Raw genomic sequence first — 13,446 nt, 5'->3', positions numbered from 1 at the left:
TCTGCGTGACCGGAGCCAATCGCCATGATTCGGTAGTCTTCGAGGACTTGGTCGATGCCCTGCCTGCCGTGGGCGGCAAGCCCGGCAGGCCACGCCGCCGGCCCGGCAAGCTGCATGCGGACAAGGGTTATGACTACCCCCGGTGCCGCGTCCACCTCAAGCGCCGCGGTATCCAGGATCGTATTGCTCGCAAAGGCATCGAGCGCAATGACAGGCTCGGGCGCCATCGGTGGGTGGTCGAGCGTACCCATGCTTGGCTGGCCGCGTTTGGCAAGCTGCGAACCCGCTTCGAGCGCCGCATCGACATTCATGTCGCGCTGCTTTCCCTGGCTTGTTGTGTCATCTGTGCTCGCAACCTCCCTTTGTTTTGTTAGCCGCTCTAAGTCTCAGGGTTGTCGTGAAGGGTCGACGGCCGTGCTTCTGTCTTGACCAGCCCTGTCGATTTATCCATACTGTTGTTCATGGGTGAACGCAACAGCGCACCTGTCTAGCGCCTTACAAGAACGCTGTGTAGCCCAAGGCGCGAGAGGCAGGTGAGGTTCGGGGAACGAGAGATAGCCGAACCAAGAGAGCAATCAACGCTCGGCGGTAAAACGCCAGGGTGGAAGTGTTCGGGGTTGCATGCGCAATCGCCCCTACATGAAGCCTCAGTGAACAAAAGCACCGTGAGGTGCGGCAATCGAGGTTCGTGCGAGCCTGGCAAACCCATAAGCACGAACCGCCGCATCAACAGCACCGGCTCTCGCCAAGCGCGTTCGCTTGTGAGGCCTTCATTCCAACTTCACTCTCTGTCGCCAGCCAGCGCGACCAGCAATTTCATGCTCGGCAAGCCAAGCGGCTTGATGCGCCGAAGCCGACTGCATTCGCCCCTGCCAGCGGATTCGCCGGCACGTCCGACACTCCAACCGTACCGACGATTGCAAGCTCGGGCGACTTGCCCAAGATCATTTTCATCGAGCAGCTGTCCGCCCTCATTGGAAAGACTGCCACCACGATCCGCACTTGCGCCACCAACGCGAAGTACGCGCACCTGATCCCCCGCCACTTCAGCATCACCAATCTGAGCCTGCGTCGACGACGCGATCGGCCGGGTGCTGACGCAACTGCGCGCACTGGGGCTGGACGACAACACCATCGTGCTCTTCACCAGCGACCACGGCGATCTGCTGGGGGATCGCGGGCTGCTGCTCAAGGGTGGCCTGCACTACCGGGCGCTGACGCGCGTGCCCTTCGTATGGCGCGACACTGCCGGCCAGCGCAGCGCGCTGCGTTCTGCGGACCTGGCCCAGACCACCGACATCGGCGTCACGGTGCTGGAGCGGGCCGGGCTCGCGCCGGCCAACGGCGCACATGGACAGTCCCTGCTGCCCAGCATCCGGAACACGCCCGCGCCGGCGCGGCGCACGCACCTAGTGATCGAGGAAGAGGGACAGCGCCGCGACTTCGGCCTGGCACGGCGGGTGCGGATGCGCACCCTGCTGACGGCACAGCACCGGCTCACGCTCTACGACGGCGAGACCTGGGGCGAGTGCTATGAACTCGCCGAGGACCCGGACGAGTTGCGCAACCTCTGGCATCTGCCGCAGGCGCGCGGCCTGCGCGCCGAACTCGGGCTGCAACTGGCGCGCGCCATGCTGGAACAGGCCGACACCAGCCCCTATCCAGAGGCCTCCGCGTAAACTGGCGGCAGCACGGGGGGGACATGACGCGGATCAACCCGCCATGAGCAGGACATGGAGGGACGGATGGGCGGCAAGAGGCGGCGATTTCTGGCGCGAGCCTCATGGGTCCCCATCGTGGGCAACATTCCCAGCCACTGCGAGGCGCCGGCCCGGCCGATCGGCGGGCGCTTGCACCTCGCCGGCGGCACACCCTGTTTGACTACCGTGCGAGCGTGCGCGGGGCCTGGCATCTCCGGGATGCGTGCAGCACAGGACACGCTGCGGTCCCTGGCCGGAACGAACCGATCCTGATCCAGCAGGCTGTCAGGCGAAGCGAGCAGCTACTGGCGTCCGGGCCTGCACGGGGCCTAGCGGATGCGATGGTAGGATGCATTTATTTACCATTGCTCCTCCGGATCGAATGGCTGCCGTCGACCTCCTCTCCAAGAACTCCTCCACCTTCGCCCTGCCGGGTCTCGGCAAGACATTGGTCGCCGCCGGCATGCTGGAGCAGAAACGCGCGGAGGAACTGTACCGCCGCTCGCAGACGGCGCGCACCAGCTTCATTGCCGAACTCACGGGCTCGGGCGCGGTATCGCCGTCCGAGTTGGCACGCACCATGTCCACGGCGTTCGGCGCGCCCCTGCTGGATCTGGCGGCGGTCGATCCGATGCGCCTGCCGCGCGAGCTATTGGAACCCAAGATCTGCCAGTCCTACCGCATATTGGTCCTGCGCAAATGCGGCAACCGCCTGATCGTCGCCACGGCCGACCCCACCGACCAGGAGGTGGTGGAGAAGATCAAGATCTCGACCCAGCTGGGCGTGGACTGGGTGATCGTCGAGTACGACAAGCTCTCCAGGCTGGTCGAGTCCCAGTCGCCGAGCGCGGCCGACACGCTCGATAGCTTGCTGGGCACGGAGTTCCAGTTTGACGCGGAGGCGCAGCAGGACGTATCGGCCGCCGATACCCGCAACGCCAAGGTGGAAGACGCGCCGATCGTAAAGTTCCTGCAGAAGATGCTGCTCGAAGCCTTTCACATGCGCGCATCGGACCTGCATTTCGAGCCTTACGAGCACAACTACCGGGTGCGCTTCCGCATCGACGGCGAACTGCGCGAGCATGCCTCGCCCCCGATCGCCATCAAGGACAAGCTGGCCTCGCGCATCAAGGTGATCTCGCGGCTGGACATATCCGAAAAGCGCGTGCCGCAGGACGGCCGCATGAAGCTCAAGGTCGGGCCGGACCGGGTGATCGACTTGCGTGTCAGCACGCTGCCCACGCTGTTCGGCGAGAAGATCGTGATCCGTATCCTGGACCCGAGCAGTGCCAAGCTCGGCATCGATGCGCTGGGCTACGAGCCCGAAGAAAAGGAGCGGCTGATGCACGCCATCGGCCGGCCCTACGGCATGGTGCTGGTGACCGGGCCGACCGGCTCGGGCAAGACCGTCTCGCTCTACACCTGCCTGAACCTGCTGAACCAGCCGGGGGTGAACATCGCCACGGCAGAAGACCCGTCGGAAATCAACCTGCCCGGCGTCAACCAGGTCAACGTGAACGAGAAGGCCGGGCTGACCTTTGCCGTGGCCCTCAGGTCCTTCCTGCGGCAGGATCCTGACATCATCATGGTCGGCGAAATCCGCGACCTGGAAACCGCCGACATCTCGATCAAGGCCGCGCAGACCGGCCACCTGGTGCTGTCCACGCTGCACACCAACGACGCCCCGACCACGCTGACGCGCATGCGCAACATGGGCATCGCGCCCTTCAATATCGCCTCCAGCGTGATCCTGATCACCGCGCAGCGCCTGGCGCGCCGGCTGTGCCCCCAGTGCAAGGAGCCGGCCGACATCCCGCGCAGCGCTCTGCTGGGTGCAGGCTTCCAGGAAGAACAGATCGACGGCAGCTGGAAGCCCTACCGGGCCGTGGGCTGCCCGGCCTGCAACCATGGTTACAAGGGCCGGGTCGGCATCTACCAGGTGATGCCGATCTCCGAAGCCATCCAGGCCATCATCCTGCGCGACGGCAGCGCCACCGAGATCGCGGCGCAGGCGCGCGCCGAGGGCGTGCGCTCGCTGCGCGAGTCGGGCCTGCGCAAGGTGCAGCAGGGCCTGACCTCGCTCGAGGAAGTGCTCGCCGTGAGCAACGAGTAGAACAAGCACCGGGAAACGGTACCAAGGGGGCGATATGGCAACGGCTGCGTCGAGGGATATCAGGGAACACGTCTTCGAATGGGAGGGCAAGGACCGCCAGGGCAAGGTCGTGCGCGGCGAGATCCGCGCCGGCGGCGAGAACCAGGTACAGGCCACGCTGCGGCGCCAGGGCGTGCTGCCGACCAGGATCAGGAAGCGGCGGCTGCGCTCGGGCAAGAGGATCAGGCCCAGGGACATCGCCATCTTCACCCGGCAGCTCGCCACCATGATGAAGGCCGGCGTGCCCCTGCTGCAGTCTTTCGACATCGTCGGCCGCGGCAACACCAACGCGAGCGTGACCCGGCTGCTCAACGAAATACGGTCCGACGTGGAAACCGGCAGCTCGCTTTCGTCCGCCTTCCGCAAGCACCCGATGTACTTCGACAGCCTGTACTGCAACCTGGTGGAGGCCGGCGAGGCGGCCGGTATCCTGGAGGCTCTGCTGGACCGGCTGGCCACCTACATGGAGAAGACCGAGGCGATCAAGTCCAAGATCCGGTCGGCCCTTATGTACCCGACCGCCGTGCTGGTCGTGGCCTTCGTGGTGGTCGCGGTGATCATGATCTTCGTGATCCCGGCCTTCAAGGAGGTGTTCACCTCCTTCGGCGCCGACCTGCCGGCGCCCACCCTGTTCGTGATCGCCGTCAGCGAGTTCTTCGTGTCCTACTGGTGGCTGATCTTCGGCGCGCTGTTCGGCGGCGTGTATTTCTTCTTCCAGGCCTGGCGGCGCAACGAGAAGATGCAGCGCACCATGGACCGGCTGCTGCTGAAGGTGCCGGTCTTCGGCAAGCTGATAGAGAAGTCCTGCGTGGCGCGCTGGACACGCACGCTCTCGACCATGTTTGCCGCAGGCGTGCCGCTGGTCGAGGCCCTGGACTCGGTGGGCGGCGCTTCGGGCAACTCGGTCTATGCGCTCGCGACGGAGCGCATCCAGCAGGAGGTCTCCACCGGCACCAGCCTCACGGTGGCCATGGGCAACGCCAGCATCTTTCCCCCCATGGTGATCCAGATGTGCGCCATCGGCGAGGAGTCGGGCTCCATCGACCACATGCTGGGCAAGGCGGCGGATTTCTATGAAGACGAGGTGGACGAGATGGTCAAGGGGCTCTCCAGCCTGATGGAGCCGATCATCATCGTGTTCCTCGGCACGCTGATCGGGGGCATCGTGGTGTCGATGTACCTGCCCATCTTCAAGCTCGGCCAGGTCGTCTGATGGGACTGTCGCCCGAGATCGACGCCGCGCTGGCCGGCCTGCTGGGCCTGCTGGTCGGCAGCTTCCTGAACGTGGTCATCCACCGCCTGCCGCTCATGCTGGAGCGCCAGTGGGCGGCCGAATGCGCGTCCATGGCGGCCGGCGACGACGCCCCGGTGGCGCCGGCCGGGGAGTCCTTCAACCTCGTGGCGCCGCGCTCGCGCTGCCCGTCATGCGGCCACGGCATCCGCTGGTACGAGAACCTGCCGGTGCTGAGCTGGCTGGCGCTGCGCGGCCGCTGCTCGGCCTGCAAGGCCCCGATCAGCCCGCGCTACCCGCTCGTGGAACTGGCGAGCGCAGCGCTGTTTGCCTTCTGCATCTGGCGCTGGGGCGTGACCCCCACGGCGGGCGCCTGGTGCGCCTTCTCCGCGGCGGTTCTGGCGCTGGCGCTGATCGACTGGGACACCACGCTGCTGCCGGACGACATCACCCTGCCCCTGCTCTGGGGCGGCCTGATCGCCGCCGTACCGGCCTGGACCGGCGTGCCGCTGGCCAGCGCCGTGTGGGGCGCGGTGGCCGGCTACCTGTCGCTCTGGATCATCTACTGGGCCTTCAAGCTGCTGACCGGCAAGGAGGGCATGGGCTACGGCGACTTCAAGCTGTTCGCCGCGCTCGGCGCCTGGTTCGGCTGGCAGGCGCTGGTGCCGCTGATCCTGGTCGCCTCCGTGATCGGGGCCGTCGTCGGCATCGCCATGAAGCTGCGCAGCAGCCTGCGCGAAGGCGGCTACGTGCCTTTCGGCCCGTTCCTCGCCGCAGCCGGCCTTGGCGGCATGGCCTTCGGGCCGGAGTGGGCGCTGCGCCTCATCGGCTTCTGATGCCCATGCGCAAGCTCGGCCTGACCGGCGGCATCGGCAGTGGCAAGAGCACGGTGGCCGCGCTGCTGGCCCGGCGCGGCGCGGTGGTGATCGATGCCGACGCCCTGTCGCGCGCGAGCACCGCGCCCGGCGGCGCGGCGATCCCACGCATCATCGAAGCCTTCGGCGCGGACTTCGTGCAGCAGGACGGCGCGCTGGACCGCGCCCGCATGCGCGCCCTCGCGTTCTCCGACGCGCAGGCCCGGCTGCGGCTGGAGGCGATCGTGCATCCACTGGTAAGACAGGCAACCGAAGCTCTGACGGAGAAGGCGCGCCGCGCGGGCGTGCGCTGGGTGGTGCACGACGTACCGCTGCTGGTGGAGTCCGGCCGCTGGGCGGCCCAGGTCGACCGGGTGCTGGTGGTGGACTGCCGCACGGAGACGCAGATAGCGCGCGTCATGGCGCGCAGCGGCATGGACGAGGACGCCGTGCGCCAGGTGATCGCGGCGCAGGCCAGCCGGCTGCAACGCCGGCGCGCAGCCGATCTGGTGCTCTACAACGACGCCTGCACCCTGCCCGAACTGGCGGCCACGGTGGACTTGGCCGCCACCTACTTGGGACTATGATGGCCGGCGTGATTCTTTACGAATATCCCTTCAACGAACGCATCCGGACCTACCTGCGGCTCGAACAACTGTTCCGCCGCCTTGGCGAACTGGTCCCCCGCGAGCACCCGCTGGACCACCACTATGCGCTCGCCTCCATGTTCGAGATCATGGACGTCGCGGCCCGCGCCGACCTCAAGTCCGACGTGATGAAGGATCTGGAAAAGCAGAAGCACCAGCTCGATGCTTACCGCGGCAATCCGTCGATTGCCGAGGGCGTGCTGGACGAGGTCATCGCCCAGATCGACCGTTGCTTCGAGTCGCTGAACCACCAGAACGGCAAAGCCGGCCTGGCGCTCACCGAGAACGACTTCCTGATGAGCATCCGCAGCCGCATCGGCATACCGGGCGGCACCTGCGGCTTCGACCTGCCGGCCTACTACGCCTGGCAGCACCGCGGCGCTGCCGAGCGCAGCGCCGAGATCGGCGGCTGGGCCTCCACGCTCGCGCCGCTGGCCGAGTCGGTCTACCTGCTGCTCAAGCTGCTGCGCGACTCGGGCCTGCCGCAGAAGGTCATGGCCCAGCACGGCCAGTTCCAGCAGACCCTGCCGCAGGGCCGCAGCTTCCAGTTGCTGCGCCTGCGCCTGGACCCTGCCACCGGCTTGGTGCCCGAGATCAGCGGCAACCGGCTGATGGTGTCGGTCCGCCTGATGCGCCACGAGGCCGATGGCCGGCTGCGCGCCTCCAACGAGGACGCCGGCTTCGAATTGACGCTGTGTTCATGAGCCGGCGTCGCCCCAGGACCGGCCGCCCTCTTCAGGACTGAGATGGGACAGCGCATGGACCACGATCCGACGGTATACGCACAGGCCCGGCCCGGCGAGCGCGTGGTGTCCTGCCCGCAGTGTCGGGGCGACAGCGTCTACGCGCCGCGCAACCCGTTCCGCCCTTTCTGCAGTGCGCGCTGCAAGGGCGTGGACTTCGGCGCCTGGGCCAGCGAGGCGTTCCGCGTGCCGAACGAGGCGCCGCCCGAGGACGGGCCGTACGGCGATCCGCGCCTGCAGTAGCCGCTTTTTGAACGGAATAACGCTGAAGCCCAGATAGTACCTGGGCTTATAGCTATTATTTTAATAGCAAAAAGCGCTATGCATCAGCGATGCGTCGGCCCGCTGAACCCACGTTCTTCCGCCATCCAGGCCAGCACCGGATAGGCGCCCGGCAGCACCGGCGCCACCCGCAAGGGCAGGTGCTCCCAGGACATCTGCTGGCCCTCGCGCATCTCGAACTCGCCCTGCCACGCATGGACGCGGCACCAGTGCAGCCGCACCAGCGCGTGGGGATAGTCGTGCTCGGTCACCTTCCAGACCTCGGCCGGGCCGATGGTGATGCCCAGTTCCTCGATCAGTTCGCGGCGCAGGGCCTGCTCCACCGTCTCGCCCGCCTCGAGCTTGCCGCCGGGAAACTCCCAGTAGCCGGCATAGGGCTTGCCCGCCGGACGGCTGCTCAGCAGCATGGCGCCATCCGGGCGCAGCAGGATGCCGACCGCGACCTCGGTGTGGGCGCGCGGGGCGTCGTCGGCCTCAGCCATCGTGCCGCCCCGCATAGTCGCGCGCGAACTGGTAGGCGACGCGGCCACTGCGCGAACCGCGCTCCAGCGCCCATACCAGGGCTTCCGGCCGGGCCGCCGCGATCGCGGCCTCCGATACGCCGAAGTGGCGCAGCCACTGGCCGGTGATGCTCAGGTACTCGTCCTGGGTGAACGGATAGAAGCTGACCCAGAGGCCGAAGCGTTCGGACAGCGAGATCTTCTCCTCCACCACCTCGCCCGGATGGATCTCCCCGTCGTCCGACGTGGTGTAGCTGAGGTTGTCCTTCATGTGCTCGGGCAGCAGGTGGCGCCGATTGCTGGTCGCATAGATCAGCACGTTCGGCGTGGCGGCCGCCACCGAGCCGTCGAGGATGGACTTCATCGCCTTGTAGCCCGGCTCGCCGTCCTCGAAGCTCAGGTCGTCGCAGAAGACGACGAACTTCTCGGGCCGCCCGGAGACGATGTCCACGATGTCCGGCAGGTCGGTCAGGTCGGCCTTGTCGACCTCGATCAGGCGCAGGCCCTGGGGCGCGAACGCATTGAGGCAGGCCTTGATCAGCGAGGACTTGCCGGTGCCGCGCGCGCCCGTGAGCAGCACGTTGTTGGCCGGGCGCCCCTCTACGAACTGGCGCGTGTTGCGCTCGATCCTCTCCTTCTGGGTGTCGATCTCGCGCAGCTCCTCCAGCGCCAGCACCGCCACGTGGCGCACCGGCTCCAGCCGCGCCAGGCCGTTGCCGCGCTTGCGATAGCGCCACGCAATGGCCGCGCCCCATTCGGGCTCGGACAAGGCTTGCGGCAGCACCGCTTCCAGCCGGGTCAGCAGGCGCTCGGCATGCGCCATCAGGTGTTCGAATTTCTCGTTCAAGCTCAGTCTCCATCAGAGCGCAATGGCATTCACGGAGTCTCTGTCTTCATTCCAGGGCACCGGAAGGGGGTTGGCGAAGACACGCAGTGCGAAGCCTGGGGGAGAGTCACGACCGGTAATCGGCGTTGATGCTGACGTAGTCGTGGCTGAAATCGCAGGTCCAGACCGTGTCGGCCGCATCGCCGCGCCCCAGGCCGACGCGCACCGTGATTTCGCTCTGCTTCATCACGCGCTGGCCATCCTCCTCGCGGTACGCGGGATGGCGGCCGCCCCGCGTGGCCACGTGCACGTCGTCCAGGTACAGTTCGATGCCGCTCTGCTCCAGGTCGGCGATGCCGGCGTAGCCGACCGCCGCCAGGATGCGGCCCAGGTTCGGGTCGCTCGCGTAGAAGGCGGTCTTCACCAGCGGCGAATGGGCGATGGCATAGGCCACCTGGCGGCATTCGTCGCCGGTCTTGCCGCCTTCGACGCGCACGGTGATGAACTTGGTCGCGCCCTCGCCATCGCGCACGATGGCCTGCGCCAGTTGCCGCGCCACGCCGAGCATGGCGGCCTCCAGGGCCCGGCCCTCGGCGCTGTCGAGCGACTCGATCGGGGCGTGGCCCGCCTTGTGCGTCGCCACGACGATGAAGGAGTCGTTGGTGGAGGTATCGCCGTCGATGGTGACGCGGTTGAAAGAGCCCTCGGCCAGCCGCCTGGCCAAGTGCTGCAGCGCCGCCGGCGCCACCTTGGCGTCGGTGGCCAGGAAGCCCAGCATGGTGGCCATGTTCGGGCGGATCATGCCGGCGCCCTTGCTGATGCCGGTGACGGTCACCGTCGCGCCGCCCACCGTCGCCTGCGCGCTGAAGGCCTTGGGCACGGTGTCGGTGGTCATGATGCCTTCGGCCGCACGCGCCCAGTGCGCGGGCTGCGCGTCGGCGATCGCGGCGGGCAGGCCGGCCTCGATGCGCTCCACCGGCAACGGCTCCATGATGACGCCGGTGGAAAACGGCAGCACCTGCTCCGGCGCCACGCCCAGCAGGCGCGCCGCTGCCGCGCAGGTGGCGTGCGCGCGCGCCAGGCCGTCCGCGCCGGTGCCGGCGTTGGCATTGCCGGTGTTGATCACCATGGCGCGGATGCCCGCGCCGCCCTGCAGGTGCTCGCGGCAGACCTGCACCGGCGCGGCGCAGAAGCGGTTCTGGGTGAACACGCCGGCCACGCTCGCGCCCTCGTCGAGCAGGAACACGGTCAGGTCCTTGCGGTGGGCCTTGCGGATGCCGGCCTCCGCAACTCCGATGCGCACGCCGTCGATGGCATGCAGGGCGCTGGCGTCAGGAGCGGAAAGATTCACGGGCATGGTGTTTGCGTTTTCTCTGCCGGGTCGGTCGGCATCGGATTCAAGGGTGCAGGCCGGCTAAGCGGGCCCGTTCGGGAAACACCGCGGAACCGGCTTTGCCTGGCCGCGGGTGCTGCCTCCGCAAGGAGGTTGACATGGCGACACGCCGTGCGCCAAGCCTGGGGACCTGCCTCACGTCAACTGGCCGTGGCAGTTCTTGAACTTCTTGCCGCTGCCGCAGGGGCAGGGATCGTTGCGGCCGACCCGCGGCATCTCGCCGGCCGCCAGTGCGGCGGCAGCGGCCAGGGGCGCCCGGCTGCCGCCCGCCGACACGACCTCGACCTCGCCGGTCTCCGTCGGTGCCTGGTAGGACACGTTGGAGATCGCCTCGGCGCGGCTCTCCATCGCCTCGGCCGCTTCGCCCACCTGCTCGCGCGACTGGATCTGCACCGTCATCAGCACGCGCGTGACCTCGGCCTTGACCGCGTCGAGCAGTTGGCCGAACAGTTCGAAGGCCTCGCGCTTGTATTCCTGCTTGGGCTGCTTCTGCGCATAGCCGCGCAGGTGGATGCCCTGGCGCAGGTAGTCGAGCGCCGCCAGGTGCTCGCGCCAGTGCGAGTCGATACTCTGCAGCAGCACCACGCGCTCGAACTGCGTGAACTGCTCGCCGCCGACCACTGCCACCTTGGCTTCGAACGCGGCATCGGCCGCCGCGAGCACCTTGTTCAGGATGTCCTCGTCGGTGATGGCGCTGGAGGCCTCGACTTCGGCGGCCAGGGACATCGGCAACTGCCATTCCTCGGCCAGGGCCTTCTCCAGCGCCGGCAGGTCCCACTGCTCCTCGACCGACTCGGCCGGCACGTACCGGCGCACCAGGTCGGTGAAGGTGCTCTGGCGCAGGCCGTTGATCTGCGGCGTGAGGTCCTGGGCGTCGAGGATCTCGTTGCGCTGCTGGTAGATGACCTTGCGCTGGTCGTTGGAGACGTCGTCGTACTCCAGCAACTGCTTGCGCACGTCGAAGTTGCGCGCCTCGACCTTGCGCTGCGCGCTCTCGATGCTGCGGGTGACGATGCCGGCCTCGATCGCCTCGCCCTCGGGCATCTTCAGGCGTTCCATGATGGCCTTGACCCGGTCGCCTGCAAAGATGCGCATCAGCGAATCGTCCAGGCTCAGGTAGAAGCGCGAAGACCCCGGGTCGCCCTGGCGGCCCGAACGGCCGCGCAGCTGGTTGTCGATGCGGCGCGATTCATGGCGCTCGGTGGCGATGATGCGCAGGCCGCCCTGGGCGGTGACGAAGGCATGGTCCTTCTCCCACTGCGCGCGCGTATCGGCGATGCGCTGCTGCTTCGCGGCCTCGTCCAGGGACTCGTCCGCCTCGATCGCCTGCACCATCTTCTCCAGGCTGCCGCCCAGCACGATGTCGGTGCCGCGGCCCGCCATGTTGGTGGCGATGGTGATCATCCTGGGCCGGCCGGCCTGGGCGACGATGTCGGCCTCGCGCGCGTGCTGCTTGGCGTTGAGCACCTGGTGCGGCAGCTTCTCGCGCTCAAGCAGCTGGGCGATGATTTCGGAGTTCTCGATGGAGGTGGTGCCCACCAGCACCGGCTGGCCGCGCTCATGGCAATCGCGGATGTCCTGGATCGCCGCCTCGTACTTTTCCTTGGTGGTCTTGTAGACGCGGTCGAGCTGGTCGGTACGCCTGCTGGGCCGGTTGGGCGGGATGACGATGGTTTCCAGGCCGTAGATCTCCTGGAACTCGTAGGCCTCGGTATCGGCCGTGCCGGTCATGCCCGCGAGCTTGCCGTACAGGCGGAAATAGTTCTGGAAGGTGATCGAGGCCAGGGTCTGGTTCTCGGCCTGGATCTCCACGCCCTCCTTGGCTTCGACGGCCTGGTGCAGGCCTTCGCTCCAGCGGCGCCCGGCCATGAGGCGGCCGGTGAATTCGTCGACGATGACGATCTCGCCGTTCTGCACCACGTAGTGCTGGTCGCGGTGGTACAGATGCGCCGCGCGCAGCGCAGCGTACAGGTGGTGCATCAGCGAGATGTTGGCCGGGTCGTACAGCGAGGCCCCCTCCGGCAGCAGGCCCTGCGCCACCAGGATGCGCTCGGCGCTTTCATGGCCCTGCTCGGTCAGGAACACCTGGCGGCTCTTCTCGTCGATGGTGAAGTCGCCGGGCTTGGTCACGCCCTCGCCGGTGCGCGGGTCGGCCTCGCCCTCCTGGCGCACCAGCAGCGGCACCACGCGGTTCATCGCCACGTAGGTGGCCGTGTGGTCCTCGGCCTGGCCGCTGATGATCAGCGGGGTGCGCGCCTCGTCGATCAGGATCGAGTCCACCTCGTCGACGATGGCGTAGTGCAGCCCGCGCTGCACGCGGTCGCCCACCTCGTAGACCATGTTGTCGCGCAGGTAGTCGAAGCCGTACTCGTTGTTGGTGCCGTAGGTGATGTCGGAGCCGTAGGCGGCCTGCTTCTCCTCGCGCGGCAGGTTGGGCAGGTTGATGCCCACGGTCAGGCCCAGGAAGTTGTAGAGCCGCGCCATCCATTCGGCGTCGCGCTGCGCGAGGTAGTCATTGACCGTCACCACGTGCACGCCCTTGCCGGTCAGCGCATTGAGGTAGACCGGCAGCGTCGCGGTCAGGGTCTTGCCTTCGCCGGTGCGCATTTCGGCGATCTTGCCGTTGTGCAGGGCCATGCCGCCGAGCAGTTGCACGTCGAAGTGGCGCATCTTCATGACCCGCTTGGAACCCTCGCGCACCACGGCAAAGGCCTCCGGCAGCAGCTTGTCGAGCGACTCGCCGCCGGCCACGCGCTGCCGGAACTCGTCGGTCTTGGCACGGAGCCGGGCGTCGTCGAGCTTCTCCAACTCGGGCTCCAGGGCGTTGATGCGGGCCACGACGGCGCGGTACTGCTTGAGCAGGCGGTCGTTGCGGCTGCCGAAGAGTTTGGTGAGAAAGTTGGTAGCCATGCATGCGGGAGCGCCCCACCGCCACGTTCAGTACGTGCAGGGCGATCCATCCTCAGGAGTTGTGAAGTGGAATCCGGAAGCGCGCTGCACGCAAGAGCTGTGCAGCGCGCCGCCGCGTCGACCAAACCCCGGATTTTAGCGTCCGGCACCCGCCCGGGACGCGAGCCCGATAATCGGCGCCGGACACGCCGGCTTCTCCGCTGGCGAA

General features: G+C 67.5%; 11 protein-coding genes and 1 pseudogene. 8 read left to right on the top strand and 4 right to left on the bottom strand.

Going from position 1 to position 13,446, the window contains the following annotated elements; all coding sequences use genetic code 11:
• The 8 genes and pseudogenes from JHD63_RS10275 to JHD63_RS10240 form a co-directional block, all read left to right on the top strand.
• Positions 1-374 (top strand): transposase (locus JHD63_RS10275; RefSeq protein WP_198970648.1); only part of this gene is annotated, 374 nt, incomplete at its 5' end.
• Between the two features lie 705 nt (positions 375-1,079).
• Positions 1,080-1,679, top strand: a pseudogene (locus JHD63_RS10270) (sulfatase-like hydrolase/transferase); the annotation flags it as partial.
• A gap of 403 nt (positions 1,680-2,082) precedes the next feature.
• Positions 2,083-3,813: a type IV-A pilus assembly ATPase PilB gene (pilB, locus tag JHD63_RS10265; RefSeq protein ID WP_198970646.1), complete on the top strand. Its 1,731-nt coding sequence runs from the start codon at positions 2,083-2,085 to the stop codon at positions 3,811-3,813.
• A 34-nt stretch (positions 3,814-3,847) separates the two neighbouring features.
• A complete protein-coding gene (locus tag JHD63_RS10260) occupies positions 3,848-5,065 on the top strand; it encodes a type II secretion system F family protein (protein WP_198970645.1) in 1,218 nt (405 codons plus the stop codon).
• Positions 5,065-5,919 carry a prepilin peptidase gene (locus JHD63_RS10255; RefSeq protein ID WP_198970644.1) on the top strand — a complete coding sequence of 285 codons (855 nt, stop codon included), beginning with the start codon at positions 5,065-5,067 and terminating at the stop codon, positions 5,917-5,919. The genes JHD63_RS10260 and JHD63_RS10255 overlap by 1 nt, the downstream gene beginning before the upstream one ends.
• 5 nt (positions 5,920-5,924) lie before the next feature.
• The gene (gene coaE / locus JHD63_RS10250; RefSeq protein ID WP_370590465.1) at positions 5,925-6,524 is read left to right on the top strand and encodes a dephospho-CoA kinase; all 600 of its coding nucleotides are present in this window, start codon (positions 5,925-5,927) and stop codon (positions 6,522-6,524) included.
• A gap of 8 nt (positions 6,525-6,532) precedes the next feature.
• The gene (gene zapD, locus JHD63_RS10245; RefSeq protein WP_198970642.1) at positions 6,533-7,288 is read left to right on the top strand and encodes a cell division protein ZapD; all 756 of its coding nucleotides are present in this window, start codon (positions 6,533-6,535) and stop codon (positions 7,286-7,288) included.
• 54 nt (positions 7,289-7,342) lie between these two features.
• Complete coding sequence (locus JHD63_RS10240; protein ID WP_198970641.1) at positions 7,343-7,570, top strand: DNA gyrase inhibitor YacG; 228 nt, start codon at positions 7,343-7,345, stop codon at positions 7,568-7,570.
• Between the two features lie 83 nt (positions 7,571-7,653).
• Here the strand turns inward: JHD63_RS10240 and JHD63_RS10235 are convergent, their stop codons facing one another.
• From JHD63_RS10235 to secA, 4 genes are all read right to left on the bottom strand, one after another.
• On the bottom strand, positions 7,654-8,091 hold the full coding sequence (locus tag JHD63_RS10235) for an NUDIX domain-containing protein (protein WP_198970640.1): 438 nt from the start codon (positions 8,089-8,091) through the stop codon (positions 7,654-7,656).
• Positions 8,084-8,956, bottom strand: coding sequence for an ATP-binding protein (locus tag JHD63_RS10230; RefSeq protein ID WP_198970639.1), 873 nt, complete (start codon positions 8,954-8,956; stop codon positions 8,084-8,086). Before JHD63_RS10230 ends, JHD63_RS10235 begins: the two co-directional genes overlap by 8 nt.
• A gap of 106 nt (positions 8,957-9,062) precedes the next feature.
• Positions 9,063-10,292: a bifunctional glutamate N-acetyltransferase/amino-acid acetyltransferase ArgJ gene (gene argJ / locus JHD63_RS10225; RefSeq protein WP_198970638.1), complete on the bottom strand. Its 1,230-nt coding sequence runs from the start codon at positions 10,290-10,292 to the stop codon at positions 9,063-9,065.
• Positions 10,293-10,463: 171 nt separating this feature from the next.
• Complete coding sequence (gene secA / locus JHD63_RS10220; protein ID WP_198970637.1) at positions 10,464-13,238, bottom strand: preprotein translocase subunit SecA; 2,775 nt, start codon at positions 13,236-13,238, stop codon at positions 10,464-10,466.
• Positions 13,239-13,446 lie beyond the last annotated feature (208 nt).

The sequence above is a fragment of the Xylophilus sp. ASV27 genome (genome assembly GCF_016428875.1).
Lineage (GTDB): Bacteria > Pseudomonadota > Gammaproteobacteria > Burkholderiales > Burkholderiaceae_C > Xylophilus.
The sequence above is the reverse complement of the archived record's forward strand: the minus strand, read 5'-3'. Positions and strand labels throughout refer to the sequence as shown.

Coding starts and splice junctions, on each gene's coding strand:
- JHD63_RS10260 (WP_198970645.1), top strand. CDS start 3,848: ATGGCAACGGCTGCGTCGAGGGATATCAGGGAACACGTCTTCGAATGG.
- JHD63_RS10240 (WP_198970641.1), top strand. CDS start 7,343: ATGGACCACGATCCGACGGTATACGCACAGGCCCGGCCCGGCGAGCGC.
- JHD63_RS10235 (WP_198970640.1), bottom strand. CDS start 8,091: ATGGCTGAGGCCGACGACGCCCCGCGCGCCCACACCGAGGTCGCGGTC.
- pilB (WP_198970646.1), top strand. CDS start 2,083: ATGGCTGCCGTCGACCTCCTCTCCAAGAACTCCTCCACCTTCGCCCTG.
- JHD63_RS10255 (WP_198970644.1), top strand. CDS start 5,065: ATGGGACTGTCGCCCGAGATCGACGCCGCGCTGGCCGGCCTGCTGGGC.
- secA (WP_198970637.1), bottom strand. CDS start 13,238: ATGGCTACCAACTTTCTCACCAAACTCTTCGGCAGCCGCAACGACCGC.
- coaE (WP_370590465.1), top strand. CDS start 5,925: ATGCGCAAGCTCGGCCTGACCGGCGGCATCGGCAGTGGCAAGAGCACG.
- argJ (WP_198970638.1), bottom strand. CDS start 10,292: ATGCCCGTGAATCTTTCCGCTCCTGACGCCAGCGCCCTGCATGCCATC.